25 protein-coding genes are annotated in these 26168 nt (G+C 65.0%); 8 read left to right on the top strand and 17 right to left on the bottom strand.

Translation table 11 applies throughout. From position 1 onward, the window contains the following. From tuf to ACP156_RS13640, 6 genes are all read right to left on the bottom strand, one after another. Positions 1-1176, bottom strand: coding sequence for an elongation factor Tu (tuf, locus tag ACP156_RS13665; protein WP_425051883.1), 1176 nt, complete (start codon positions 1174-1176; stop codon positions 1-3). A gap of 79 nt (positions 1177-1255) precedes the next feature. Beyond that, the gene (gene fusA, locus ACP156_RS13660) at positions 1256-3379 is read right to left on the bottom strand and encodes an elongation factor G (protein ID WP_425051882.1); all 2124 of its coding nucleotides are present in this window, start codon (positions 3377-3379) and stop codon (positions 1256-1258) included. Positions 3380-3400: 21 nt separating this feature from the next. Next, the gene (rpsG, locus tag ACP156_RS13655) at positions 3401-3871 is read right to left on the bottom strand and encodes a 30S ribosomal protein S7 (RefSeq protein ID WP_275635111.1); all 471 of its coding nucleotides are present in this window, start codon (positions 3869-3871) and stop codon (positions 3401-3403) included. 13 nt (positions 3872-3884) lie between these two features. Then, the gene (gene rpsL / locus ACP156_RS13650; RefSeq protein WP_025311764.1) at positions 3885-4256 is read right to left on the bottom strand and encodes a 30S ribosomal protein S12; all 372 of its coding nucleotides are present in this window, start codon (positions 4254-4256) and stop codon (positions 3885-3887) included. Positions 4257-4572: 316 nt separating this feature from the next. Beyond that, a complete protein-coding gene (locus ACP156_RS13645; RefSeq protein ID WP_425051881.1) occupies positions 4573-5478 on the bottom strand; it encodes a DMT family transporter in 906 nt (301 codons plus the stop codon). A gap of 123 nt (positions 5479-5601) precedes the next feature. Continuing rightward, on the bottom strand, positions 5602-6411 hold the full coding sequence (locus ACP156_RS13640) for a glycosyltransferase (protein ID WP_425051880.1): 810 nt from the start codon (positions 6409-6411) through the stop codon (positions 5602-5604). 136 nt (positions 6412-6547) lie between these two features. Here ACP156_RS13640 and ACP156_RS13635 point away from each other — a divergent pair, with 136 nt between their 5' ends. Continuing rightward, the gene (locus ACP156_RS13635; protein WP_425051879.1) at positions 6548-7549 is read left to right on the top strand and encodes a glycosyltransferase family 2 protein; all 1002 of its coding nucleotides are present in this window, start codon (positions 6548-6550) and stop codon (positions 7547-7549) included. Between the two features lie 15 nt (positions 7550-7564). Here the strand turns inward: ACP156_RS13635 and ACP156_RS13630 are convergent, their stop codons facing one another. From ACP156_RS13630 to dgcN, 3 genes are all read right to left on the bottom strand, one after another. Then, on the bottom strand, positions 7565-8650 hold the full coding sequence (locus ACP156_RS13630; RefSeq protein ID WP_425051878.1) for a transglutaminase-like domain-containing protein: 1086 nt from the start codon (positions 8648-8650) through the stop codon (positions 7565-7567). Between the two features lie 101 nt (positions 8651-8751). Further along, positions 8752-9747: an N-acetyl-D-Glu racemase DgcA gene (gene dgcA / locus ACP156_RS13625; protein ID WP_425051877.1), complete on the bottom strand. Its 996-nt coding sequence runs from the start codon at positions 9745-9747 to the stop codon at positions 8752-8754. A 97-nt stretch (positions 9748-9844) separates the two neighbouring features. Then, positions 9845-10846, bottom strand: coding sequence for an N-acetyltransferase DgcN (gene dgcN, locus ACP156_RS13620; RefSeq protein WP_425051876.1), 1002 nt, complete (start codon positions 10844-10846; stop codon positions 9845-9847). A 319-nt stretch (positions 10847-11165) separates the two neighbouring features. On the opposite strand from dgcN, the gene ACP156_RS13615 reads away from it, so the two are divergent. Beyond that, positions 11166-12125, top strand: coding sequence for an L-malyl-CoA/beta-methylmalyl-CoA lyase (locus ACP156_RS13615; protein ID WP_425051875.1), 960 nt, complete (start codon positions 11166-11168; stop codon positions 12123-12125). A gap of 22 nt (positions 12126-12147) precedes the next feature. On the opposite strand, the gene ACP156_RS13610 is transcribed toward ACP156_RS13615, so the two are convergent. Further along, positions 12148-13797 (bottom strand): calcium-binding protein, encoded by a 1650-nt coding sequence (locus ACP156_RS13610; RefSeq protein WP_425051874.1) that lies wholly within the window; start codon positions 13795-13797, stop codon positions 12148-12150. A gap of 155 nt (positions 13798-13952) precedes the next feature. Beyond that, positions 13953-14405, bottom strand: a complete 453-nt coding sequence (locus ACP156_RS13605; protein ID WP_425051873.1) for an Lrp/AsnC family transcriptional regulator — start codon at positions 14403-14405, stop codon at positions 13953-13955. Positions 14406-14479: 74 nt separating this feature from the next. Here ACP156_RS13605 and ACP156_RS13600 point away from each other — a divergent pair, with 74 nt between their 5' ends. Beyond that, on the top strand, positions 14480-15079 hold the full coding sequence (locus tag ACP156_RS13600) for a LysE family translocator (protein WP_425051872.1): 600 nt from the start codon (positions 14480-14482) through the stop codon (positions 15077-15079). Here ACP156_RS13600 and ACP156_RS13595 read toward each other — a convergent pair. Then, the gene (locus ACP156_RS13595; RefSeq protein WP_425051871.1) at positions 15072-15908 is read right to left on the bottom strand and encodes an AraC family transcriptional regulator; all 837 of its coding nucleotides are present in this window, start codon (positions 15906-15908) and stop codon (positions 15072-15074) included. The two genes, ACP156_RS13600 and ACP156_RS13595, sit on opposite strands and share 8 nt — an antisense overlap. Before the next feature lie 119 nt (positions 15909-16027). Here ACP156_RS13595 and ACP156_RS13590 point away from each other — a divergent pair, with 119 nt between their 5' ends. The 3 genes from ACP156_RS13590 to rimK all read left to right on the top strand — a co-directional run bounded on the left by ACP156_RS13590 (position 16028) and on the right by rimK (position 19428). Further along, positions 16028-16732, top strand: coding sequence for an SDR family oxidoreductase (locus ACP156_RS13590; protein WP_425051870.1), 705 nt, complete (start codon positions 16028-16030; stop codon positions 16730-16732). Between the two features lie 74 nt (positions 16733-16806). After that, the gene (locus tag ACP156_RS13585) at positions 16807-17769 is read left to right on the top strand and encodes an acetyl-CoA carboxylase carboxyltransferase subunit alpha (RefSeq protein WP_425051869.1); all 963 of its coding nucleotides are present in this window, start codon (positions 16807-16809) and stop codon (positions 17767-17769) included. A gap of 267 nt (positions 17770-18036) precedes the next feature. Then, positions 18037-19428, top strand: a complete 1392-nt coding sequence (gene rimK / locus ACP156_RS13580) for a 30S ribosomal protein S6--L-glutamate ligase (protein ID WP_425051868.1) — start codon at positions 18037-18039, stop codon at positions 19426-19428. Between the two features lie 6 nt (positions 19429-19434). Here the strand turns inward: rimK and ACP156_RS13575 are convergent, their stop codons facing one another. The 5 genes from ACP156_RS13575 to ACP156_RS13555 form a co-directional block, all read right to left on the bottom strand. After that, positions 19435-20076 carry an MSMEG_1061 family FMN-dependent PPOX-type flavoprotein gene (locus ACP156_RS13575; protein WP_425051867.1) on the bottom strand — a complete coding sequence of 214 codons (642 nt, stop codon included), beginning with the start codon at positions 20074-20076 and terminating at the stop codon, positions 19435-19437. An 80-nt stretch (positions 20077-20156) separates the two neighbouring features. Further along, complete coding sequence (locus tag ACP156_RS13570; RefSeq protein ID WP_425051866.1) at positions 20157-20762, bottom strand: pyridoxamine 5'-phosphate oxidase family protein; 606 nt, start codon at positions 20760-20762, stop codon at positions 20157-20159. After that, positions 20762-21487: a lysophospholipid acyltransferase family protein gene (locus tag ACP156_RS13565; protein ID WP_425051865.1), complete on the bottom strand. Its 726-nt coding sequence runs from the start codon at positions 21485-21487 to the stop codon at positions 20762-20764. The genes ACP156_RS13570 and ACP156_RS13565 overlap by 1 nt, the downstream gene beginning before the upstream one ends. After that, positions 21487-22389 carry a cell division protein FtsX gene (locus ACP156_RS13560; RefSeq protein ID WP_425051864.1) on the bottom strand — a complete coding sequence of 301 codons (903 nt, stop codon included), beginning with the start codon at positions 22387-22389 and terminating at the stop codon, positions 21487-21489. The genes ACP156_RS13565 and ACP156_RS13560 overlap by 1 nt, the downstream gene beginning before the upstream one ends. Then, positions 22386-23063 carry a cell division ATP-binding protein FtsE gene (locus tag ACP156_RS13555; protein WP_425051863.1) on the bottom strand — a complete coding sequence of 226 codons (678 nt, stop codon included), beginning with the start codon at positions 23061-23063 and terminating at the stop codon, positions 22386-22388. The genes ACP156_RS13560 and ACP156_RS13555 overlap by 4 nt, the downstream gene beginning before the upstream one ends. Positions 23064-23230: 167 nt before the next feature. Between ACP156_RS13555 and ACP156_RS13550 the strand changes: the two genes are divergently transcribed. Next, a complete protein-coding gene (locus ACP156_RS13550) occupies positions 23231-24175 on the top strand; it encodes a zinc-ribbon domain-containing protein (protein WP_425051862.1) in 945 nt (314 codons plus the stop codon). 34 nt (positions 24176-24209) lie between these two features. Next, entirely contained in the window at positions 24210-26162 is a 1953-nt protein-coding gene (locus ACP156_RS13545) for an acyltransferase family protein (RefSeq protein ID WP_425051861.1), read from the top strand. Positions 26163-26168 lie beyond the last annotated feature (6 nt).

The following is a 26168-nucleotide window of genomic DNA, read 5'->3' as shown; positions in this document are numbered from 1 at the left end:
TTACTCGATGATTTCCGACACGACGCCGGCGCCGACGGTGCGGCCGCCTTCACGGATGGCGAAGCGCAGGCCGTTTTCCATCGCGATCGGCGCGATCAGTTCAACCGTGAACGACACGTTGTCGCCCGGCATCACCATCTCGGTGCCGTCGGCCAGGGTCACGGTGCCGGTCACGTCCGTGGTCCGGAAGTAGAACTGCGGACGGTAGTTCGCGAAGAACGGGGTGTGACGGCCACCTTCCTCTTTGGTGAGGATGTAGGCCTCGGCCTTGAACTTCGTGTGCGGCTTCACCGAACCCGGCTTGCAGAGAACCTGGCCACGCTCGACGCCTTCACGGTCGATACCGCGCAGCAGCGCGCCGATGTTGTCGCCGGCTTCACCGCGATCCAGCAGCTTGCGGAACATTTCCACGCCGGTGCAGGTCGTCTTCTTGGTGTCCTTGATGCCGACGATTTCCAGTTCGTCGCCCACGTTCACCACGCCACGCTCGACACGGCCGGTCACAACGGTACCGCGGCCCGAGATCGAGAACACGTCTTCGATCGGCATCAGGAACGGCTGGTCCACAGCACGCTCGGGGGTCGGGATGTACTCATCGACGGCGGCGAGAAGTTCCTTGATCTTCTCTTCACCGATCTCCGGGTTGTCGCCGTTCATGGCGGCCAGAGCCGAACCCGCGATGATCGGAATGTCGTCGCCCGGGAACTCGTACGAGCTCAGCAGTTCGCGAACTTCCATCTCGACCAGCTCGAGCAGTTCCTCGTCGTCCACCTGGTCGACCTTGTTCAGGAACACGACCAGCGCCGGAACGCCGACCTGACGGGCCAGCAGGATGTGCTCGCGCGTCTGCGGCATCGGGCCGTCAGCGGCGTTCACGACCAGGATCGCGCCGTCCATCTGGGCGGCACCGGTGATCATGTTCTTCACGTAGTCGGCGTGGCCGGGGCAGTCGACGTGTGCGTAGTGACGGTTCTCGGTCTCGTATTCCACGTGAGCGGTCGAGATCGTGATGCCGCGGGCCTTCTCTTCCGGCGCGCCGTCGATCTGGTCATACGCACGGAAGTCACCGAAGTACTTCGTGATGGCCGCCGTCAGCGTCGTCTTGCCATGGTCAACGTGGCCAATCGTGCCGATGTTGACGTGCGGTTTGTTACGTTCAAACTTTTCCTTAGCCATGGTGGCCTCCTTGTTCTTTTGCGGTGCGCATCATCGCGCACCCTACGGGGTAGGGTGCGTGGTCTCCCACGCACCGCACTTAGGCGTACTTCGACTGGATCTCGTCCGAGATGTTCTGCGGCACCGGTTCATAATGGTCGAACTGCATCGTGAACTGCGCGCGGCCCGAGGACATCGAGCGCAGGTTGTTGATGTAGCCGAACATGTTGGCCAGCGGCACGAAGGCGTTGATGGCGATCGCGTTGCCGCGGTTCTCCTGGCCCTGCACCTGACCCCGGCGGGACGTCAGATCGCCGATGATGTTGCCGGTGTATTCTTCCGGCGTCAGCACCTCGACCTTCATGATCGGTTCCAGAAGCTTGGCGCCGGCTTTCCGCATCCCTTCGCGCATACCCATGCGGGCCGCGATTTCGAAGGCGAGAACGCTGGAGTCAACGTCGTGGAACTTACCGTCGACCAGAGCAACCTTGAAGTCGATCACCGGGAAGCCTGCCAGCGGACCGGAGTCCATGACCGACTTGATGCCCTTCTCGACGCCGGGGATGTATTCCTTCGGCACCGCACCGCCGACGATGCGCGACTCGAAGGAGTAACCTTCGCCCGGCTCGGTCGGGGTGATGATGAGCTTGACCTCGGCGAACTGACCCGAACCACCCGACTGTTTCTTGTGGGTGTAGGTGTGCTCGACCTCTTTCGAGATGGTCTCGCGATAGGCCACCTGCGGCGCACCGATGTTCGCCTCGACCTTGAACTCGCGCTTCAGACGGTCAACCAGGATGTCCAGGTGAAGTTCGCCCATGCCCTTCATGATGGTCTGACCCGACTCGATGTCGGTCTCGACGCGGAAGGACGGGTCTTCGGCGGCAAGGCGCTGCAGACCCTGGGACATCTTCTCCTGGTCGGCCTTCGTCTTCGGCTCGACCGCGATCTCGATAACCGGATCGGGGAAGGTCATGGTTTCGAGGACGACCTGCTTCTGGCTGTCGCAGAGGGTGTCACCGGTGGTGGTCTCTTTCAGACCGGCCAGCGCGATGATGTCGCCCGCGAACGCCTCGTCGATCTCTTCACGGTTGTTCGAGTGCATCATCATCATACGACCGATGCGCTCGCGCTTGCCCTTCGTCGAGTTCGTGATCGAGTCGCCCTTCTTGAGGACGCCCGAGTAGATCCGGGTAAAGGTCAGCGAGCCGACGAACGGGTCGTTCATGATTTTGAACGCGAGGCCCGAGAAGGGCTCGTCGTCGTTGGCGTGACGCGCGATGTTACGCTCTTCCGTTTCGTCGTCCGGCGAGAAGCCCATGTACGGCGGAACGTCAAGCGGACCCGGCAGGAAGTCGACAACGGCGTTCAGCAGCGGCTGGACACCTTTGTTCTTGAAGGCCGAACCACCCAGAACCGGAACGAAGGACAGCGACAGCGTGCCCTTGCGGATCAGTTTCCGCAGGGTCGGGACGTCGGGCTCTTCGCCTTCCAGGTAGGCTTCCATGGCGTCGTCGTCCTGCTCGACGGCGTTCTCGATCAGGGTCGAGCGCCACTCGTCGGCCAGGTCTTTCAGTTCGTCACGGATCGGACCGCGCACCCACGAGGCGCCCAGGTCTTCGCCCTTCCAGACCCACTCTTCCATGGTCACGAGGTCGACGATGCCTTCCAGCTGATCCTCGGCGCCGATCGGGAAGTTCACCGGAACGGGGGTCGCGCCCGTGCGGTCCTTGATCATCTTCACGCAGTTGAAGAAGTCCGCGCCGATCTTGTCCATCTTGTTGACGAACACGATGCGTGGAACCTTGTAGCGGTCAGCCTGACGCCACACGGTTTCGGTCTGCGGCTCGACGCCCGCGTTACCGTCCAGAAGACAGATCGCGCCGTCGAGAACGGCCAGCGAACGCTCCACTTCGATGGTGAAGTCCACGTGGCCGGGGGTGTCGATGATGTTGTAGCGGAACTTGGTGTCCGAGGTGCCTTCCTCGGTCGGATCTTCCTGCCACTGCCAGAACGTCGTCGTGGCAGCAGAGGTGATCGTGATGCCACGCTCCTGCTCCTGTTCCATCCAGTCCATGGTGGCGGCGCCATCGTGAACTTCGCCGATCTTGTGGGACCGGCCGGTGTAGTACAGGATCCGCTCGGTCGTCGTGGTTTTGCCGGCGTCGATGTGCGCCATGATACCGAAGTTACGGTAGCGCTCGAGGGGGTAGTCGCGTGCCATTGGAGGGCCCTTAGATCTGAATTACCAGCGGTAATGGCTGAACGCTTTGTTCGCGTCGGCCATCTTGTGGGTGTCTTCGCGCTTCTTGACGGCAGAACCGCGGCCGTTGACCGCGTCGATCAGCTCGCCAGCAAGGCGTTCTTCCATGGTGTTCTCGTTGCGGGCGCGCGAGGCGGTGATCAGCCAGCGGATCGCCAGCGCTTCACGACGCTCGGGGCGCACCTCGACCGGAACCTGGTAGGTCGCACCACCAACACGGCGGGAGCGGACCTCGACGGCCGGCTTGATGTTGTCCAGCGCCTCGTGGAACACTTCCACGGGAGCTTTCTTCAGCTTGCCTTCAACGCGCTCGAAGGCGTTGTAGACGATGCTTTCCGCGACCGACTTTTTACCGTCGATCATCAGGTTGTTCATGAACTTCGTCAGCACGCGATCGCCATACTTGGCGTCGGGCAGAATCTCGCGTTTTTCAGCAGCGTGACGGCGGGACATCTGTCAGATCCTCTTATTTCGGCTTCTTGGCGCCGTACTTCGACCGGCGCTGCTTACGGTCCTTGACGCCCTGGGTATCCAGAACACCGCGGAGGATGTGGTAACGAACGCCCGGAAGGTCTTTCACACGGCCGCCACGGATCAGGACCACCGAGTGCTCCTGCAGGTTGTGGCTTTCACCCGGGATGTAGCTGATGACCTCGTAACCGTTCGTCAGGCGCACCTTGGCAACCTTACGCATGGCCGAGTTCGGCTTCTTCGGCGTCGTCGTGTAGACACGCGTGCAGACGCCACGCTTTTGCGGGCAGCTCTCCAAGTGCTGAGACTTGGACCGTTTGACTTTGGGCTGCCGCGGCTTGCGGATCAGCTGTTGGATCGTTGGCATTCCGGTTTATTCCCCGTGTTGCAACACTTCATGTTCATCTCTGGGGCGCGCGTCCCCGGTTCATCTGGCGTGCTCCGCGCGTCCGCAAAACACGAAAACCGCCCCCGTCCCCGTTCGCGGGAACGATGCGGTGGGCATTCAGAGGATCGAGGCATATGCCTGGATCGTGACCACTACAGTTCTGTTAAAGGCAGGAGGCCCCCTGCCCAAGTGCGCGCCGTATAGGGTGAGTCCCGACCCTTGTCAACAGCCCGCCCTCCCGGCGCGTCAAGCAGAGAGCGTCACCGCCTGTAGGTGGGGAACGACGCCCCCGCTGTCAACGGATGCGGAGCGCTTTCGGAGTGGATCTGCTGAGGTTTCTTTCCCGGTAAAACGTGTAGACCCCCGTCGCGACCACGATCGCCGCGCCCAGCAACGTCAGCCGGTCCGGCCAGTCGGCAAACACGACGAACCCCAGCAGCAGGGCCCAAAGCAGGCTGGTGTACCGAAACGGCGCGATCACCGCGACCTCGCCCACCCGCATCGCCGAGACAGAGAACACATAGCCCCCGATCAGCAGAACCGAGGCCATGCCCATCTGCATCGCGGCCAGCCCGGAAACCGGCTGCCACTCTATGAAGATCGAGCCGATGCCGAAGAAGATCATGACCGCGACCGCGTTGAAGAAGGCGACCGTCATCGACGGCACGTCGGACGACAGCTGGCGGGACAGAAGATCCCGCACGGTCACCAGAGCCACGGCGATCAGCGCGTAGATCGAGTAGAAGTTGAACCCTTCGCCCCCCGGCCGCACGATCAGCATCACCCCCGCGAAGCCGACGAGGATCGCGCTGATCCGGCGCCAGCCGACGGTCTCGCCCAGAAACAGTGCGCCCGCCAGCGTGACCGACAGCGGCATCGCCTGCAGGATCGCGGTCGCGTTGGCGATGGGCATGTTGAAGAAGGCCGAAACGAAGAAATAGGCCGCGCCGATCTCGGTCACGTTCCGGATCGCGATGAGCGTCCAGTCACGGCGCGAGAAGTTGAAGCGCAGGCCACCCAGCGCGCGGGCCAAAAGGTACATCCAGACCGAGGTGGCGATCCCGCGCAGGAACACCGCCTGAAACATAGGCAACTCGTCCGACAGCGCCTTCATCGCGGTGTCGTTCATGGTGAAGCAGGCCATGGAGCCCGCCATGAGGGCCGCGCCGCGCAGGTTGTCGGAATTGGATGACGTCGTCATGCTTCGGCAGCTATCAGCGAAACCCGGGCCGCGCCAGAGCCGAAGTGCGCGGGGCGAGACACGGGCCTTGAGAAGTGCGTGCGGCGCAGGAATTCCCGGAACGTCCTGCCCGTAAGCGCGACTTCAATCGATGTGTTTGAACGCCCCAAGCTTGCGGCCGAAGTTCTCGCGCAGGATCGCGTCGATTTCCTTGTTCGGCAGTTGCAGCTTCTCGCCCGTCCGATGCGGGTTTGCCTTATTGTCCTGATGGATCGTGCGGACATAGGCATAGTGCTGGGTGTCCGACCATGCGTTGAAGAACTGCGGCAACTGCCGGTGGTCCACCTTGTAGATATTGTCGCGCCAGCTGACCGGCGCGATCAGCGCCGCCCCCACGCTGATCGGCGTGCGTTCGCACGTGGGGTAGACGATCGTCTTGTCGTCCCGCCGCTCAAGATAGAAGCCAAGGTTGTGGGCGATGGCGGTCGGGTTGTCGATACCGCCCACAGCCGCCGCCTTGGGCGCGATGTCCTTCAGCCGCGCGATGAAACCGTTGTCCAGCGCATCGTCGTCGTCGAACCGGAAGGTGGTGCGGTGCGTGAACCCCTCTGACGGGATCTCGGCGAAGGCGGCGCGGATACCGGCGTAGTGATGCTGCGGCTCGGCCTCGATGATGCGGATCGCCGGGACTCTGGCGCACATCTCCTTCAGTCGGTCCTTCCACGCGGCGGGCATGTTCGCACCGACCAGCAGGATGCAGGTAAAGTCCGGGTCGGTCTGTTGCGCCAGCGACGGCAGGCAGTAGACCTCGAACAGCCGGAACCGCCGCTCCAGACGTTCCGGGTCGAACAGGAAGGCTTCCATGTCCTCGATCGTCTCGAAGCCCGGATAGAAATTCCCGATCGTCGCGAAGGAAAACCGGATCAGCCCGATCACCTGGTTTCGGATGTCCATATGCGCCTGCCGTTACCGCCCCGGCGCGGACAGTGGCAGCCGCGCCGCGCCCGGTCAACCTTGGGTGGGGCGCTAGGTTTACGTGGCGCGCCGGGCGGGTATACCTGCGACAGGGAACCGGCAGGGATTACGTGTCATGACGCAGAGTTCGGAGTTTCTCGTGGCCGCAGGAATGCGGAACGAGGGCGCCTTTCTCGTCGAGTGGGTCACGTGGTACCGGATGCTTGGGTTCGACATCCTGATCGCGACGAACGATTGCACGGATCATTCACCCCAGCTGCTGAACCTGCTGCACGAGGCGGGCTGGCTGACACATACCACCCATTCGCCCGATCCCGGCACCCCGCCCAAGCGCACCGCGCACCGCGCCATCCGCAACCACCCGCAGACCGCCGCCCATGAATGGCTGCTGGTCTGCGACGTGGACGAGTTTCTTGTCTTCCATATCGGAGACGGCACGGTTGCCAGCTACCTTGGCGATACGTCGGACAACCGGTTCCACGGCATCGGCTTCCACTGGAAGTGCTTCGGCACCTCGGGTCACGCCAGGTGGGAGGATGCGCTTCAGCACCGTTTCTTCACTCGCGCGGCAGAGACGGATCACAAGGCCAATACCTCGTTCAAATCGCTGATCCGCCGACCGCTGGAATTCGCGGTCTATGGCGCGCACAGTCCGCAGCGGTTCCTTGGCCCCGGCATCTGGGGCGAGGCCGGAAACGTCTGGCTGGATGGCGAGGGGCGCAAGCTGGGCCGCTACAACCCGGACGGCGCGGCGCAGCGCGCGACGGCGCCCGACCGGGTCACGCATGTCGGCGCGCAGATGAACCACTACATCACCCGCACGCCCGAGAGCTATGCGCTGAAGCGCGGCATCGCCAGCCCCTCGGCCGGGAAGGACCGATACACCGACGAGTTCTGGGACAACTACAACCGAAACGAGGTCGAAGACCTGTCGGCCCTGCGCTATGCCCCCCGCTTCGATCCGCTGTATGCCGAGGCGATGGCAATCCCCGGCGTCGCGCGGCTGCACCACCTTTGCTGCGCGGACTACGTGGTGCGGCTGGCGGAAGCGGCGGGCGCGGATCCAAGGATGGACCCGCGCTTCAAGCGCCACATGGATCTTGCCGCCTCGTCCTGAGCGGCGCGTGTCCGCTCAGACGATCTCGCGCGCGGTGATCGTATAGACGAAATCGTCGGGAGACAGTTCGTCCTGCTCGACGCCGTCGATCTCGGCATGCGGGTACATCAGGAACGGCAGCGTGCCGGACGTGGCCCCCGGCAGCACGACATCATGGGCGTCGTTGTAGACCAGCCAGTTGCCCTCGGCGGAACCGAACAGCGCGGCGCGGACGTCCTGCACCTCGGGATCGGCCAGCGTCAGGGTTTTCGGCGGCTCCTCGAGCACGACCTTGCGCACGTCGGCCGGGTCGGCGGGGATCCAGCCGATGCCCTCGACGAAGACCTCAGCGCGGCAGTGCTGCGCCTTGGTCACCGTCTCGGACCCGGCGCCAAGGCTTTTATAGCCGAAGGCCGACTGCGCGACGCGCAGACCGTAGAGATCGCGCGCCGGAAGACCGGCAGCGCGGGCAAGGCCCACGTACAGCGCGTTCAGGTCGGCGCACTTGCCGGTCAGGTCGCCCAGCGTCAGCATCGAGGCCACATCGCCCAGCCCGCAGCCCCGGGTTTCCGGATTCCGCTCGGTGCTTTCGACGACCCAGTCGAAGATCGCGCGCGCCTTGGTCAGGTCGTCCGGAATACCGTCCGTGATCATCAGCGCGGTCTCGCGGACGATGCCATCGGTGGGGATCAGGTCTGTCGGGGCGGTGTGGCGGGCGCGCTCGTCAGCCGTCAGCGAGGCGCCGGTGGTGTCGAACGTCACCGCACGGCTTTGCGTGGCGGCGCGCGAAACCACATCCAGCGTGGCCGGAGTGTCGCCCGCGTCCCACGCGGCATGGACAAAGGCAATGCCCTGCGCGTTGTCCACCACCAGTTCGGCCCGGTCGGCTGTGGTGGTGAAGGTCGTGTCGCCGGGGCGGGACCACTCTGCCGCGGTCAGCGAGGGTACCGGCACCCAGACCTGCGCCGGCGCGCCCGCGCGGGGCAACGCGACGCTGGTGGTCAGGGTAAAGCCCCGCCAGCCATTCGGCCGGGGTGCATAACCGGCAGCGGCCAGCCCCATGGACGGTGCGGCGGCTGCGGCGGCGGACGCCATCAGGAAAGTGCGGCGGTCAAGGATCATCGGGCGTACCCCTTGGTTCGGTGGACCTGTTGCGCGCGGCTATAGGAGGTCAGCCGCAACGGCGCAAGCGACCTGCCCTCACCGGATTTTCCCCGCCGAAATCAACCCCAAAGCGCCGCGGACGGCGGATGCGCGCCCGCGTCGTCGTAGAACATCGGATCCTCGCGGTCCGTCGACAGCAGCAGCGGCGGATCGAGGTCGACCACCGTCGCCCCCTGCGCCACCAGATGCGCGGGCGCCATCGCCAGCGACGACCCCATCATGCAGCCGACCATGATGCCATAGCCCTCGGCCAACGCAGCCTCGCGCAGGGCCAGTGCTTCGGTCAGGCCGCCGGTCTTGTCGAGCTTGATGTTGACGATGTCGTACTTGCCCTTGAGCTTCGGCAACGACGTCCGGTCGTGGCAGCTTTCGTCGGCACAGACCGGCAGAGGACGGTCGATGCCCAGAAGCGCCCCGTCGTCCCCGGCGGGCAACGGCTGTTCCACCATGTCGACGCCAAGGTCGGGCAGTACGGCGGCCATCTCGCGGTAGGTGTCCAGCGTCCAGCCCTCATTCGCGTCGATCACGATACGGGACTGCGGCGCCCCCTCGCGAACGGCGCGAAGCCGGGCAATGTCGCCCTCGCCGCCCAGCTTGACCTTCAGCACCGGGCGGTGCGCGTTCTCGGCCGCCTTGGCGCGCATGTCGTCGGGTTCGCCCAGCGACAGGGTGAAGACGGTCGGCACCGGCTTGGGCTCTGGCAGGCCGGCCAGTTCCCAGACCCGCTTGCCTGCCGCCTTGGCCTCCCAGTCCCACAGCGCGCAGTCCACTGCGTTCCGTGCGGCACCCGGCTTCATCGCGGTCAGCAACCCCTGCCGGTCCAGCCCGGCCTTCAACTGCGCCTCGACCGCAAGGATCTCGTCCGTCGAGCTTTCCAGTGTCTCGTTGTAGCGCGGGTAAGGGGTGCATTCGCCGCGCCCGACGATGCCGTCGCGTTCGATGGTGACGGTCAGCACCCAGGCTTCGGTCCGCACCCAGGGCTTCTTGTCGCCGCGCCCCGAGATGACGAAGCTGCCAGCGATCTTGAAGGCGTCCTGCGTGATGTCGAGTTTCATGGCGCTCCCCCAGTCGTTACTCGTGCCGTATATCGTGTCGTAAACGTTTCGGGGGCCATGACGGCCCCCGCGTTTGGTCTCTTTGCCCGCAGGCGGATCAGATGGCGTCCAGCGCGTCGGCCAGACGCTCGGCACCCTGACGGAACGGGTCGGCGGTGGGAAGGCCCATCTGCTTCTCGACCTTCTCCAGATACGACAGCGCCTCGTCTTCGCCCATGCCGGCAGTATTGATCGACACGCCGACGACCTGGCAAGCCGGGTTCGCCACCTTCGCCAGCGGCAGCGCGGTGTCCCGCAGCGCTTCCAGCGTCGGCAGGTCATATTCGGGCAGCCCGCGCATGTGGGTCCGCGTGGGTTCGTGGCACAACACCAGCGCGTCGGGCTGGCCGCCGTGGACCAGCGCCAGCGTGACGCCCGAGTAGGACACGTGGAACAAGCTGCCCTGCCCCTCGATCATGTCCCAATGGTCGTCGTCATTGTCCGGCGTAAGCCACTCGATCGAGCCGGCCATGAAGTCGGCGACCACCGCGTCCAGCGGAACGCCGTTGCCGGTGATCAGGATGCCGGTCTGGCCAGTGGCGCGAAACGACGACTTCATGCCGCGCTCTTTCATCACCTTGTCCATCGCCAGCGCGGTGTACATCTTGCCGACCGAGCAATCGGTGCCGACGGCAAGGCAGCGTTTGCCCGACCGTTTCTTGCCGTTCGCGATCGGATATTTCACCGACGGAACGCGCACGTCGTGCAACTGGCGGCCGCAGGACTTGGCGACGGCGGCAAGGTCCTCTTCATCGCGCAAAAGGTTGTGCAGGCCAGAGGCAAGATCGAAGCCCTCTTCCAGCGCCGCGATCAGGACTTTCTTCCATTCCTGGCTGATCACGCCGCCACGGTTGGCGACGCCGATCACCAGCGTCTTGGCGCCCGCGTCCTTGGCGGCGGCAAGATCCATGTCCTCGATCCTGAGATCCGCCTTGCACCCGTCCATCCGGTACTGGCCCAGCGCGTATTGCGGACGCCAGTCCTTGATGCCTTGGGCGACCTTGGCCGCCAGCCCGTCAGGGGCATCGCCGAGGAACAGTAGATAGGGGGTCTCGATCATTGCGCGTTTCTCCGTTTTCTGACGAGATAGTCTAGCGGCGGGCAAGTCGAGGATGTTTGCCAAGTTCGGCGGATTGCAGGGTCAACGCGCAAATCTCTGCGTCGTTTTGACGATATGTGCGAAGATTCTCCGGCAGATCGTCGGATGCTCGAAAGATGTGCAGTTTGCGAACGCGTATGCGCGCCTCCCGTCCCACCCTGCGCCTCGTGCCGCATCGGCGAAAGGCCCGCTGCGCCGCAAAAAGCGGGTTGCACACGTGAAAGCAACAATATATCGAGAACGGCGCTGAACTTGAAATCTTGTTGCGAAGAGGTTCCGAATGTCCTTCCGCATACAGCCCGCCGCCCCTGCCTGCCCGAACCGCTGCCAGCTGTTCGGCCCCGGCTCGCGTCCCGCGATCTTCGAGAAGATGGCGGCCAGCGCGGCGGACGTGATCAACCTCGACCTCGAGGATTCCGTCGCGCCCGACGACAAGGTGCAGGCGCGCGCCAACGTGATCGAGGCGATCGGCGACGTGGACTGGGGCGACAAGACGCTGTCGGTGCGGATCAACGGACTGGACACGCCTTATTGGTACCGCGACGTGATCGAGGTGGTCGAGAAGGCCTCGCACCGTCTGGACCGCATCATGATCCCCAAAGTCGGCTGTGCCGCCGATCTGTATGCGGTGGACGCCCTCGTGACCGCTGCCGAACGCGCCGTCGGCCGCGAGAAGCCGATCAAGTTCGAAGTCATCATCGAAAGTGCAGCCGGCATCGCGCATGTGGAGGACATCGCCGCCGGCTCCCCGCGCCTTGAGGCCATGAGCCTCGGCGCGGCCGATTTCGCCGCGTCCATGGGGATGCAGACCACCGGCATCGGTGGCACGCAGGAAGACTATTACATGGTGCGCGAGGGCCAGCGGTACTGGCCCGACCCGTGGCATTGGGCGCAAGCCGCCATCGTGGCCGCCTGCCGCACCCACGGGGTTCTGCCTGTCGATGGCCCGTTCGGGGATTTCTCGGACAACGACGGCTTCGTCGCCCAGTCGCGCCGCTCCGCCACGTTGGGCATGGTCGGCAAGTGGGCGATCCACCCCAAGCAGGTGGCACTGGCGAACGAGGTCTTCACCCCGTCCGCCGAAAAGGTGACCGAGGCGCGCGAGATCCTTGCCGCGATGGAGGACGCCAAGGCCAGCGGTGCCGGCGCGACGGTCTACAAGGGCCGGCTGGTCGACATCGCGTCGATCAAGCAGGCCGAGGTGATCGTGCGCCAGGCCGAGATGATCGGCGCCGCCTAACCAGGTCGGGCGGCGCGGACCGTCACAGGAGAAAGTCGCTTTCGGTCACGCCGGTCACCTGATCCAGTTCGATACGCATGTCGGTGCCGCCGTCGCCGTCGGCATCCACGAACACAATGGTGTCGCCCGAGGTGTTCACGCTTGTGCGTATGCTGGGCCCCGTCCCGGAATAGGGGCCAAGGATCGACAGGTCGAATACGCCCGACAGCATCCCGCTGAAATCCAGAACGTCTGTTCCTGGCGTGAAGTCCAGGATGACATCCGAACCGCCGGACGGGCTGTCGGACACGCGGCTGAACACAAAGATATCCTGCCCGTCGCCCCCGGTCATAGTGTCAGAGCCAAGCCCGCCCTTCAGCGTGTCGTTGCCGTCGTTGCCAAGCATGATGTCGCCGCCGACTCCGCCGAACAGGAAATCGTCGCCTTCTCCGCCGTCCATGATGTCGACCCCGGCGCGGCCCAGCAGGATGTCGTCGCCCGCGTCGCCGTTCAGCACGTCGTCGCCGCGCCCGCCGTCCACGGTGTCACTTCCGCTGCCGCCGGACAGCGTATCGCGCGACCCGTCGCCCGAAATATAGTTGTCGGCCACGTTACCGGTAACAATGTTCTGCGAACTGTTGCCCGCGCCGTCGACGTCGGTTGCACCGACAAGGGTCAGATTCTCGATGAACCCGCCCAGCGCGAAATCAACTGAGGCATAGACCGTGTCCACCCCGCCACCAGGGCTTTCAAACACCTCTGTAGTGCTGTCATCGACCCAGTAGGTATCGGCCCCGCCACCGCCATCGGCAACGCCAATCAGAGTGCCGCCACGACCGTCGTACACGTCGTTACCGTCACCCAGTTCGATACGGCCTTCGATGATACCGGTGTTGTAAATCAGGTTCGTGGTTTCGTCGGCCTCGATTGCGAGGCCGCCGCTTGCAACCCGGATCTCTCCGGAATTCGAGAAGTCCAGCACGGCCGCACCGATGTTGCCGTTGAGTTCGACACCGATCTCCTGAGCAATGATGCTACCCGTGTTCCGGGCGATGGCGACGGTATCGACGTTGCCGATGGAAAGTCCGATTGTTCCAATGACAGTGCCAGCATTCACGACCTCTGTGTCGTCGCCGCTCACGATAATTGCGTCGACTCCCTGGCCGCCGGTTATGGTTCCGTAATTCACCAGTTGCGCGTTGTCGCCGACAAGCCACGCCGTGTAGGTGTTGTGGGAAGTCATTTCCCCGTAGTTGATAACCCTGTTGCCCTCGCCCGAGAAGTACACCCCGACGGATGAGGCGGTAATCGCGCCGTGGTTCGTCAGCGACGACAGGCTGGCGCGAACATCCACGCCTTCGCCCCCAGATCCCGTGATGCTTCCATAGTTGACGATGTCGTGGCCCGTGTCGCTAAGCGAGTTTCCGAGGAACTGAATCCCGTCGCCGCCGGCGTTGACCGACGCATTCGCGCCGATCACGACGTCAAAGTTGTTCGAGCCGGACGTCGCGACAATGCCGTCGTCTCCGGCAAAGATGTCGCCATCAAGAAAGTATTCCAAATTGTCCAAATCAACCGCATCGAACCCGTCTGCGTCCGAAGCGACGTAATACCCCTCGCGGGTAAACCACGTATCGCCGCTCCCCGAGACGACGACCCCAGTCAACGTGTTTCCTGTATACTGCACTGCCATGATTGCCTCCTTAAAAAATGCTTACCTTCCGGGCTATTGCCAAACCGGCACCATACCGGCCCAAATCAGTGCGCATCTCAAAGCTAACGCGGCAGAAGGCCCGGCATGGATGTCTGGAATAGCACCGTTAAGTAGCATGTTAAACACATGCAGTACTACGCCCGCTCGTCCTTCGGGCTGCCCATGATGACGTATGTCGTGATCGCGCTGACCATCGGCTGCGCGCCCAGCACCTCGCGGTGGAACCGCTGATAGGCGGCAAGGTCGGGGCATTCCACTCGCATCAGGTATTCGATGGTGCCGGTGGTGTTGTGCAACTCGCGCACCTCCGGGGCCAGCCGCATCGCGCGTTCGAAGGCGTCGAGCGCGGTGGAATTGTGGTTCGACAGGCCAACGCCGACATAGGCCGTGAACCCGTGGCCAAGCCGGGCGGCATCAAGGACGGCGCGGTAGCCCTTGATGATGCCCGAGCGTTCCAGTTCCTGAACGCGCCGAAGGCAGGCGGACGGAGAAAGGCCGACCTCTGCCGCAAGAGTGATGTTGCTGATCCGCCCATCGCGGGACAAAATACGCAATATGTGATCGTCTATTCGGTCCATAGGCGCCAATAGTTGTCAATTTACCGCCTCGCGCAACGCAAATCGCAACCTCATGCGACTGAGATCGTGAAAGATTGCGCCGCATGGATACCGCATACCTTCCCGCCCTCGCGCTGTTCGCGCTGGTTCAGACCGGCACGCCGGGGCCGAACAACCTTATGCTGCTCGCCTCGGGCGCCAACTTCGGCTATCGCCGAACGATCCCGCATATCCTTGGCATCGCGGTAGGCGTGGCGGTGATGAACCTGCTGGTGGGCCTTGGCCTTGCCCGCGCGTTCGATGTGTTCCCGCCGCTGCACCTGATCCTGACGGCGCTTAGCGTGACCTACCTGCTTTGGCTGGCATGGAAGATCGCAAACGCCGCGCCACCAGAGCCGGGCGCGGCCGAAGGCGCGCCGATGACCGGGCTACAGGCGGCGCTGTTTCAATGGGTGAACCCGAAAGCGTGGACGATGGTGCTGGCGGCGATCACGCTTTATGCACCGGGTCGGGACCTGCCTGCGATCGGGCTGGTGATCGCGACGTTCGCGGTGATCTCGCTGCCGGTGATCAGCCTGTGGGCCGCCGCCGGACAACAGGCCCGGCGGCTTCTGGACAAGCCCGCCCGCATCCGGGCGTTCAACTGGACGATGGCGGGGCTGCTGGTATTGTCGCTGATCCCGGTGCTGTGGAGCTCTACCTGAGCGGCACGCAAACCTCGGTCAGCAGATCCTCGGGCGCGGTGTCGACGGGGGCGTTCAGATAGACCTCGACGGGCGGGTGATCGCCCAGTTCCTCACCCGACTCCGGCAGCCATGAGCCGTAGAGATGCGCATAGGCCGCTTTCAGCCCCGGATACGGTCCCTTGTAGTGCATAACCGCATAACGCCCGCCGGGCAGGTGCAATTCTTCCAGCGGCGCATCCACGGCGGCGCCGCTGTCGACGCTGATCCCCGCGAAGCTGCGCAGGTCGGCTTCGGCCACCGCGTCGGGGTCGTCATAGTAGACGCCGATCATCTGGCTGCCGTGCGGCCACAGGGCGCGGGCTGCGAACAGCATCGCGCATTTCTCGAATTTCTCGGCGACGTCCATATAGTCGCCACGGTGGGGCAGACCGGCAAGGCGTCGGGCGGGCTGGGTCATGATCTCGATGGGAAACACGGGGTAGGTTCCTTTCTCTGGTTTCAGAAGCGGCGACCGAAGCTCGCCGCGGTTTCGGAACGCACCCGGAGTCATGCCGAACGCCTCGCCAAAGGCCCGGTAAAAGCTTTGCTTGCTGGCGTAGCCCGCCCGCTCGGCCACCGTCTCCAGCGACCATTCGGAGTGGATCAGCCACCCGGCGGCGCGATGCAGGCGCAACCGCCGCACCGCCTGTGCGCAGGTTTCGCCGGTCATCGCGCAGAACACGCGGTGCCAGTGAAACCGCGACATCGCGGCGACGTCGGCCAGAGCGTCAAGCGACAGGTCGCCCGCGGGATTGTCGTGGATGTAATCCAGCACCCGCAGCAGCCTGTCTTCGTAGCGTCCCGCCATTCCGTATCCTCCGGTTCGTTCCGGGACCCTTGTGCCCTGCCCCCGGTTCGCAAATCTTGCCGACTTGCAGCGGCGGGCGCGAGGTGCAAGTTTCCGGCCGACGGACAGGAGGAACGGACATGACCGAGCAGAAGGTGGCGCTGATCACGGCGGGAGGCTCCGGCATGGGAGCGGATGCGGCGCGGCGGCTGGCGGCGGACGGGTTCCGCGTGGCGATCCTGTCGTCCTCGGGCAAGGGCGAAGCGCTGGCGGAAGAACTGGGCGGCGTCGGCGTGACCGGCTCGAACCTCGACCCGGCGACGCATCAGGCGCTGGTCGACCGCGCGATGGAGGCATGGGGCCGGATCGACGTGCTGGTGAACTCGGCGGGCGACGGGCCGAAAGGCGGCGTGCTCGACATCACCGACGAGGACTGGCACCGGGGCATGGAAGCCTACCTGCTGAACGTGATCCGCCCCTGCCGGCTGGTCGTGCCGGTCATGGCCGCGAACGGCGGCGGCGCAATCATCAACATCTCGACCTTCGCGGCCTACGAACCGGACCCGCGCTTTCCGACCTCGGGCGTGTTCCGCGCGGCGCTGGGGAACTTCACCAAGCTTCTGTCGGACAAGCACGGTCCCGACGGCATCACCGTCAACAACATCCTGCCGGGCTTCATCGACAGCCGCCCGCACAACGACGAACGGCTTGCCCCCGTTCCGCTCGGCCGCGCGGGGACGATGGCCGAGGTGTCGGGGCTGATCTCGTACCTTGCCGGTCCCGAAGGCCGATACGTCACCGGGCAGAACCTGCGCATCGACGGGGGCATCACGCGGGGGGTCTGACCCCGCGCAGCCCGTTGCAAAGAACGTCCGGCATCGTCATATAGCGCGCAACCGCTCACTCTCAGGGACCATCCATGACCCACTACCTCGAATTCGAAAAGCCGCTTGCCGAGATCGAAGGCAAGGCCAACGAACTCCGGGCGCTCGCACGGACGAGCGAGGGAATGGACGTCGAGAAAGAGGCCGCCGCGCTGGACCAGAAAGCATCCCAGATGCTGAAGGACCTGTACAAGAACCTGATCCCGTGGCGGAAATGCCAGGTGGCGCGGCATCCCGACCGGCCGCACTGCAAGGATTATATCGAGGCTCTGTTCACCGAGTACACGCCGCTGGCCGGCGACCGGAACTTTGCCGACGATCACGCGGTGATGGGCGGGCTGGCCCGGTTCGGCGACCGCTCTGTCGTGGTGATCGGCCACGAGAAGGGCAATGACACCAAAAGCAGGATCGAACGCAATTTCGGCATGGCGCGCCCGGAAGGCTATCGGAAGGCGATCCGCCTGATGGACCTTGCCGACCGCTTCAACCTGCCGGTCATCGCACTTGTGGACACCCCCGGCGCTTATCCCGGCAAGGGCGCGGAGGAACGCGGCCAGTCCGAGGCGATTGCCCGCTCGACCCAGCGCTGCCTGCAGCTTGGCGTGCCGATGGTGTCGGTGATCATCGGCGAGGGCGGATCCGGTGGCGCGGTGGCCTTTGCCACGGCCAACAAGGTCGCGATGCTGGAACATTCGATCTACTCGGTCATCTCGCCCGAGGGCTGCGCGTCGATCCTGTGGAAAGACGCCGAGAAGATGCGGGAAGCGGCGGAAGCGCTGCGCCTGACGGCGCAGGATCTCAGCAAGCTTGGCGTGATCGACAAGATCATCCCCGAACCGCTGGGCGGTGCGCATCGCGACCCGCTGGCCGCCACGGATGGCGTGCGCAAGGCGCTGGAGGCGATGCTGAAAGGGCTCGACGGCAAGGACCGCGATGCGCTGGTCAAGGACCGGCGCAAGAAGTTCCTGTCGATGGGGTCGAAGGGACTGGCGGCCTGACGCGGCACTAGCCCGCCGGGCCAGAGGGGGCTCTGCCCCCGTCGCTGCGCGACTCCCCCGAGGTATTTCGGAAGAGAAGAAGCGGGCGGAGGCCGACGTTGCATGCCTGCCGCCCTTTTGCGTGTGTCGGGTCGCCCGGGCGGCGTCGTTCATGAAATCGTCATGGCGCGCCCTACATGTCTCTGGCAACACGGGCGCCGACAGGCGCGGCGATTCCGCGGCGCGGGCGCGAGGCCCGCAAGATCAATCGGGTAACGAGGACAGGACATGACAGGGTTTACCTTGGGCTGGGAAGAATGGCTTGCGCTGCCCGAACTGGGGCTGCCGGCGATCAAGGCGAAGGTCGATACCGGCGCGCGGACCTCGGCGCTGCACGCGTTCGCCATCGAGCCTTTCGGTCCCGCCGACCGCCCGATGGTGCGTTTCGGCATCCACCCGAACCCGGACGATCCGAAGCTGGAGATCATGTGCTCGGCCCCGCTGAAGGACCAGCGCGAGGTGACATCGTCGAACGGTGAGACCGAGTATCGCTATGTGATCGAGACCGACATCCTGATCGGTGGGCGGAGTTGGCCGATCGAGATTTCGCTGACCGACCGCAGCGGCATGGCCTACCGGATGCTGCTGGGGCGCTCGGCGCTGCAGGACGATGTGCAGGTCGCGCCGTCGGCCAGTTTCCAACAGCCTGAACTGAGCTTCGACGAGTATCGCGCCGTGCCCCGGTCCAAGTGGACGAAGCGCGTGCTGCGCATGGCAATCCTGACGCGCGAGCCCGACAATTATTCCAGCAAACGGCTCGTCGCCGCGGCCGAGGCGCGCGGCCATACGATGGAGGTGATCGACACCTCGCGCTGTTATATGCACATCCAGGGCGTCGGCGGCGAAGTCCACTATGACGGCCGCAAGCTGCCCCATTACGACGCGATCATTCCGCGCATCGGCGCGTCGATCACCAACTACGGCACCGCCGTGGTGCGTCAGTTCGAGGGGATGGGCACCTTTTGCCTGACCGGATCCGAGGGCATCTCGGTTTCGCGCGACAAGCTGCACGCGCATCAGGTTCTGGCGCGGCACCGGATCGGCATGCCCGACACCGCCTTCGCGCGCAGCCCGAAGGATTCGAAGAACCTGATCAACCTCGTGGGCGACGCTCCGGTGATCCTGAAGCTGCTGGAAAGCACGCAGGGCAAGGGCGTGGTGCTGGCCGAGACGCGGAAGGCGGCGGACAGCGTGATCTCGGCCTTCCGGGGTCTGCGGGCCGATTTCCTTGTGCAGCATTTCGTCAAGGAAGCGTCGGGCGAGGATATCCGCTGTGTCGTGCTGGGCGGCAAGGTCGTCGCCTCGATGCGGCGGCAGGGTACGCCGGGCGATTTCCGGTCGAACCTGCATCAGGGTGGCACGGCGAGCACGGTGAAAATCACCCGGCAGGAACGCGAGACGGCGTTGCGCGCCGCGAAAGCGATGCGGCTGGATTTCGCGGGCGTCGATCTGCTGCGCAGCGATAGTGGGCCGAAGGTGCTGGAAGTGAACTCGTCCCCGGGCCTCGAAGGCGTCGAGGGCGTGACCGGACAGGACATCGCGACGAAGGTGATCGAGCATATCGAGAAGAAGCTTGGCACCCGCACGGTCCGGGCGGCCGCAGGATCGCGAACGGGATAGCCCGGGTCAGTACAGCCGCGTTTCCCCGTCGCGCTTCACGATGCCGTCGACCTCGGCAACGGTGTCGGAAAGCGCACCATGGGCCACCATCATCTCTCCCAGCGTCGGGATCGTCTCGCGCGCAGGCCATCCGTCAACATCCCAGACGCCGCCGCGCACGAAAGCCTTAGGGCAATGGCACAGCACACGGTTCACGCGGATCAGTAACGCGGCCTGAGCGGACTTGCCCTGAACCGACAGGCTGTCGCACAGGTCCCGGTCAACGACCAGCCGCGCCTCGCCAGAGATGCGCAGGGTGTCGCGATGTCCGGGAATGACGCAGATCAGCCCGACCTGCGGATCGCGCAGCAGATCCTCGAACGCGTCCACCCGGTTGTTTCCCAACCGGTCGGGCAGTGCCAGAAGACGCGGCGACAGCACCTTCAGAAACCCCGGAGGATCGCCGCGAGGGCTGAGGTCGATCTGTCCGTCCGGGCGGCGGGTCGAGAGGAACACCAGCGATGTGGCTGCGAGAAAGCGTTCCGCAAGAGGATCGATATGGTCAATGACCTTGTCGCTGACATAGCGGGACGGCATCTTGTAGTGCTGCCGCAATTCCTCTGGCGACGTGATCGCCTCGTCCACCTGGTATCCGAAAACCTCGGGCATACGCCTCGCCTTTCCGTTGGGTCACGGTCAGGACGATGCCACGGACCTTCCGCGCAAGGCCAGTTCCGAAACTGTACCGTCTACCAGAGCCGGGGTTTGGCGTATTCCGGGTAGGTGCGGTCGTAGGCTTCGCCGTCAAAACCCTCGTCGATTTCCTTGACGAAATCGCCCGCGCTCGGCACCGCGTCGCTTTCATCGCCACGGGACCAGAGGCCCGAGCGGATCAGGGCCTTGGCGCACTGGAAATAGATCTCGGCGACCTCGACCACGATGGCCGAGCGCGGGTGCATGCCCTTCTGCTCGAAGCTTTGCAGCAGGGCCGGATCGGCGCTGATCCGGCCGGTGCCGTTCACCCGCACCACGTTCTGCGAGCCGGGCACCATGAACATCAGCGAGACGCGCGGGTCGCGGACGATGTTGCGCAGGCTGTCGATCCGGTTGTTGCCGCGCCAGTCCGGCAGCGCCAGCCGATGCGGGTCCAGCTCGGCGACCACGGGGCCGTCATCGCCGCGCGGGCTGGCGTCGGTGCCCTCGGGGCCGACCGTGGACAGGATACATAAGCGCGAGGCCATGATCCATTTGCGGTACATCGGCGTCATCTGCGGCACGACCTTGGTCAGCGAGCGTTCCACCGGCGGCTCGGGATACAGCGCCTCGAGCGCGGCGATGTCTTCGATGTAGTCCATCATTGGAACTCCAGCTGGAAACCGGCCTCGGCCAGCAGGCCGTTGGAGGCGGTTTCGACCTCGGCCTCCAGCCGTTGCATGTAGGTGTCGCGGTCGAGTCCGGCTTCGATCCGGGGCAGGAACTCAAGCACGGCAAGGCCGGGCTTGCGGTATATACCCGTGCGCGCCCAGAACAGGCCGACATTGGTAGCGGCGGGCACGCAGTCCTGACCAAGCTGTTCGTACAGCACGGCGCTGCCGACCTTGTACTGGCGCTGAACGCCGGGGGCGACGCGGGTGCCCTGCGGATAGATGATCAGCTGTCCGGGCAGCGCCGCGCCCTTCTCGACATCCTCGATCATCCGCGCGATGGCGGCGCCGCGCTTGCCGCGATCGACCGGGACGCAGCCGATGCGCAGGGCGAACCAGCCGAGGATCGGCGCCCACTTCAATTCCTTCTTCATGATGAACTTGGGACGCGGCAGCACCGAGCACAGCATGATGATGTCGAGAAAGGACTGGTGTTTGGAGGCGATCAGAACCTCGTCCGTCGGCACCGGGCCGCGGATCTCGGTCTTCAGCCCGACCAGCCAGCGCGCGGACCAGCGCACATAGCGGCAATAGGTGTGGATCCCGTCATAGGCGCCCTTGGGCGACCGGATCGCGGGGATGATGTACCATACCGCCAGCACCGCCATCGCGAGGTACATTTGCACCACGAAGATCAGCGAGCGGATCCACTGCATTACATCAACTCCCTCAGGGACCGGAAAGCGGCAGTCCGGGTCGCCCAGAAGGCCACGATAGCGGCCAGCACGGGGATCACCAGCGGCCAGAGCCAGTGCCAGCCCTGGAAGCCAAGCCCGGTCAGGAACCCGCCCTCGGTCGAGGCCGAAGGCAGCAGGGCAATCGCCGCCATGCCCGCCACGGTGCCCGCCGCCGCGCCGGTGACCGCCCGCAGGGTGAAGCGGCGCACGAAGGCGCGGGCGATGTAGACGTCGCGCGCGCCGACCAGTCTGAGTACGCGGATAACCTGCGCATTGGCGGCCAGCGCGGCATTGGCGGCCAGAGTGATCATCGCCGCGGTCGCGGCGCCGATCAGCAGGATCGACAGCAGGCCGAGCGTCCGCAGGCGGCTGGCTGCGGACACCAGCGGTCGCCGCCAGCGGGTGTGGTCGTCCAGCACCGCGCCTGGCGCCTCGGCGGTCAGGCGCAGGCGCAGGCCCTCGGAATCGTAGCCGTCACCGTCCTCGATCACTTCGATCATGCGCGGCACCGGAAGCGCCTCGATCGGCAGGTCCGGTCCGAACCACGGTTCCAACAACGCCCGCTGTTCCTCGTCGGTCAGGACGCGAACCTCGGCGATGCCGGGCGTCGTCTCCAGCACCTGCATCGCGGCGCGGACCTGCGCGTCCTCCTGCCCCGCGGGGGCGGAAATCCGAACGGTGGCGGTGCGGGCCAGTTCGTTGCCCCAGTTGGTGGCAAGGCGGCCCGTCGCCAAAGACAGCGCCAGCGCGAAAACGGCAAGGAAGGCCATCGCGCCCGACGTGAACAGCGTCAGCCACGCGGTGTGGCCTGTGGGCGGAACCACGCGGTCGGCCTGATGGTCGCCGCGCGCGACGCCCACGATGTCTCCCAGAACGCTCATAGGTCGGCTCCCGCAAGCTGAAGCTGACGGTCGCGGATGCGCAGCACGCGCGCCTGCACCTGCGCCTTTGCCGACCGGATCAGGTTCAGGTCGTGGGTTGCGATCACGATGGTCTTGCCCATCCGGTTGAGCTCGACCAGCAGTGTCAGAAGACGCAGCGACATTTCCCAGTCGATGTTCCCGGTGGGCTCGTCGGCGATGATGATCTCGGGCGCCATAATCACGGCGCGCGCCAGCGCCGCCCGTTGCCGTTCACCGCCCGACAGTTCTGGCGGCAGCGACCGCGCCTGCGCCGACAGACCGACCCACGACAGCAGGTCGGACAGGTTGGCAACCTCGTTGATTGTATCCCGACCGGAAACAGTAAGAGGCAGCGCGACGTTCTCTTCCACGGACAGGTGATCAAGGAACTCGCAGTCCTGATGCACCACACCCACACGCCGCCGAAGCCGCGCGATGTCGTCGCGGCCCATGTCCCGCACGTCCTGCCCGAAGGCCGACACCCGCCCGGCGGTCGGCAGAAGATCGCCATAGCAAAGCTTGAGAAAGGTGGTCTTCCCTGCCCCGGACGGCCCGGTCAGGAAATGGAACGAGCCGGGCTGCAAGGTCAGGCTTATTCCGGATAGAAGCTCGCCGCCGCCGTAACTGTAGGACACGTCGTCGAGCTCGATCACCTGGGCACCCCGATCTGTGTTAAGACTGCGGCTCTTTTGCCGAACTTGGGGATCGGTTGCAATCGGGCCCGGCGCAAAAGCTTTGAATTGCCCCAAGGGCCTGATAAACCCTGTGGAAAAGCGGAAGGGATCGTGAGGTACCTCTGGGGCGATCCGAAAGGGACGTTATGCGGCTGATTTGCCCGAACTGCGGCGCGACATACGAAGTTGACGCGGGCCTGATCCCGCCCGCCGGACGTGACGTCCAGTGTTCGAATTGCGGCCACGGCTGGTTCCAGCATCCCGAAGGCGTCGAGCCCGAGGATGAAGAGGACGCGCTGGACGCCGCTTTCGCGGCGGATGTTTCCGCAACCGAGACAGACGATCAGGGCGAGAGCACCGGCGACGACCCCGCACGCGCCCGCGCCGCCTATGAAGACACCTACGAGGAAGATTACGAGGACGACGCGGAAGAAAGCGTCCCGCCCGCATGGGAAACGCCCTCCGAAGAGGAAGACGGAGCGGTCTACGGCGACGACTATGACGAAGATTACGAGGACGAAGAGGACCAGCCCGTCGCTGCTCCGAACCGCCGCGAGCTCGAGCCCGAGATAGCCGATATCCTGCGCGAGGAAGCCGAACGGGAGTCGGCCGCACGCCGCGCCGAAGCGGCGACCGAGATGCAGTCGCAGCCCGACCTTGGGCTTGACGAGGACGACACGCCGCAGGATCGCTCTGCCGCCGCGCGTGACCGCATGGCGAAGATGCGCGGTCACACCGAGGACGAGATCGACGATACCCCCGGCACCCGCAGCGGCCTGCTTCCCGACGTAGACGAAATCAATTCGACCCTGCGCGGACAGGACGAGCGCGAAACCGTCGACACGATGCCGGAGATGGCGCCGCCGCCCGCCGAAACCGGGATGAGCTTCCGCTCTGGCTTTCTCATCGTCGTGATCATCGTCGCGATGCTTGTGGCGGTATACGCTTTCGCTCCCGATATCGCCGACACGGCGCCCGCGGCCGAACCCGCCTTGCGGGCTTATGTCGACGCGGTGAACCAGGTGCGGGTCGCGGTGAATGGCGGGATCGAGAGCATCGTCGTCAGGATCAACGGCCTGATCGGAGGCTAGCGCCCCGCCTCGCGGCGCGAAGGGGTCGAAAGCGATGCGATACCGGCCGGAAATCGACGGATTGCGCGCAGTCGCCGTGCTTCCGGTCGTGCTGTTCCATGCGGGGGTTCCGGGCTTCGGCGGCGGCTATGTCGGGGTCGACGTGTTCTTCGTCATCTCGGGCTTTCTGATCACCGGCCTTCTGCTTCAGGACATCCAGGACGACCGGTTCTCGATCCTGACCTTCTACGAACGCCGGGCCCGCCGCATCCTGCCCGCGCTGTTCGTCGTGATGGCGGCATGCATCCCTTTCGCCGTGGCGCTGATGCTGCCGGGCGACATCGCCTTGTTCGGGCGCAGCGTCCTCGCGGCCGGGACCTTCTGGTCCAACATCCTGTTCTGGCTGGAAACCGGGTATTTCGCACCCACGGCGGAAGAGCTTCCGCTGCTGCACACGTGGAGCCTGTCGGTCGAGGAACAGTTCTACATCCTGTTTCCGCTGATCCTGCTGGCGCTGGTCCGCTGGCGGCGGTCCTGGCTTGTGCCCGGACTGCTGGCGATGGCGCTGGCGAGTTTCGCGCTGGCCCTGTGGGGGGCGCGGGCATGGCCGGTCGCGAACTTCTTCCTGTCGCCGACCCGGTTCTGGGAATTGCTGGCTGGCGCGCTTTGCACGGTTGCGATGCCCAAGGTCCGCGCGCACTGGCTTCCGGCGGCGGCCGGACTGGTGATGATCGCCGCAGCCATCGCGGCCTATCACGGCGACCTGCCCTTCCCCTCGCATTACACCCTGCTGCCGGTTGCCGGCACCTGCCTTGTGCTGCTGTTCGCGTCAGAGGCCGAGCCTGTGGGCCGCACCCTGGCGCTGCGTGGGCCGGTGGCCGTCGGTCTTGTCAGCTACTCCCTGTACCTCTGGCACCAACCGGTTTTGGTCTTCGCCCGCATGCGGTGGCCGGACGGGCTGCATTGGACCGCCCTCGTCGCGCTGTTCGCGCTGACCGGCGCGCTTGCGTGGCTGTCGTGGCGTTTTGTCGAACGGCCGTTCCGCCAGCGCGACCGCGTCTCGCGCGATGCCGTGTTCGGTCTGTCACTGGCGGCCATCGGCAGCTTTTCGGCGCTGGGCGCGGCGGTGGGCTATGGCGACGGCTGGCGCACGCCATACTATGCCATTCTGCCCGCCGACCGCCGGGCGATGGTTCGGATGATCGACGCAGAGCGGCAGGCGAACGCCGCGATCGAGACCGAAGGCTTCGACGACGGCGCTTGCGTGTTCAGCACCGCGACGCTTGATCCCGAAACCCGGGCGCGGATCCGCGATTGCCGCGACAGGTTCGGCCCCGGCGTGATGGTTCTGGGCGACAGCCACGGTGTCGATATCATGGGCGTGATGGTCGCGACCGCGCCGGAAGAACCCTTCGTCGTCGGCATCGTCTCGCCCGGTTGCCGCCCGCACGGACCGCTGCGCGGCTGCCCCTATGCCGACACAGTCGACCTTCTGCCGGATGGAGACTTCCGCGCCATCGTGTTCTCGCAGGCCGCCTTCTATCTGCTGCGCAATGCCGACGGCAACGCCGCCACCCGGACGGATTTCGTCGGCGACGCGCTGCCGTTCGACGGCTTTACACCGCATGAGAAACGCATCGAGGCGGTGGTGGACTACCTCGAAACGCTGGCCCCGCACGCGCCGGTGCTGTGGCTTGGCCCGAGGCTGGAGCCGCACGTAAACGTCGACAGCATGGCATGGCGCGGTTGCCGTTATCCCTATGCCCTGCGTCCCGGTCAGCGCGACGCCTTTGCCCGGCTTGACGATGCTGTCGCGAAGCGGCTGGAAAGCTCGCCGGTCGCCTATGTCTCGCAGCAGGACCTTGTGGACCTGCGCCTGCCCGAGGACCTGACGGATTGCGAGGGGCTCTACTTCCTTGACGGCGATCACTACAGCGCCGCCGGTGAACGCCGGTTCGGGCTACGGATGCAACTGATGGATCGTGTCAGGCACCTGACCGGCGGCTAGCGACGG

It is taken from the genome of Psychromarinibacter sp. S121, assembly GCF_049801035.1.
Classification (GTDB): domain Bacteria; phylum Pseudomonadota; class Alphaproteobacteria; order Rhodobacterales; family Rhodobacteraceae; genus Psychromarinibacter.
This window is presented reverse-complemented; position numbering and strand designations above follow the sequence as displayed.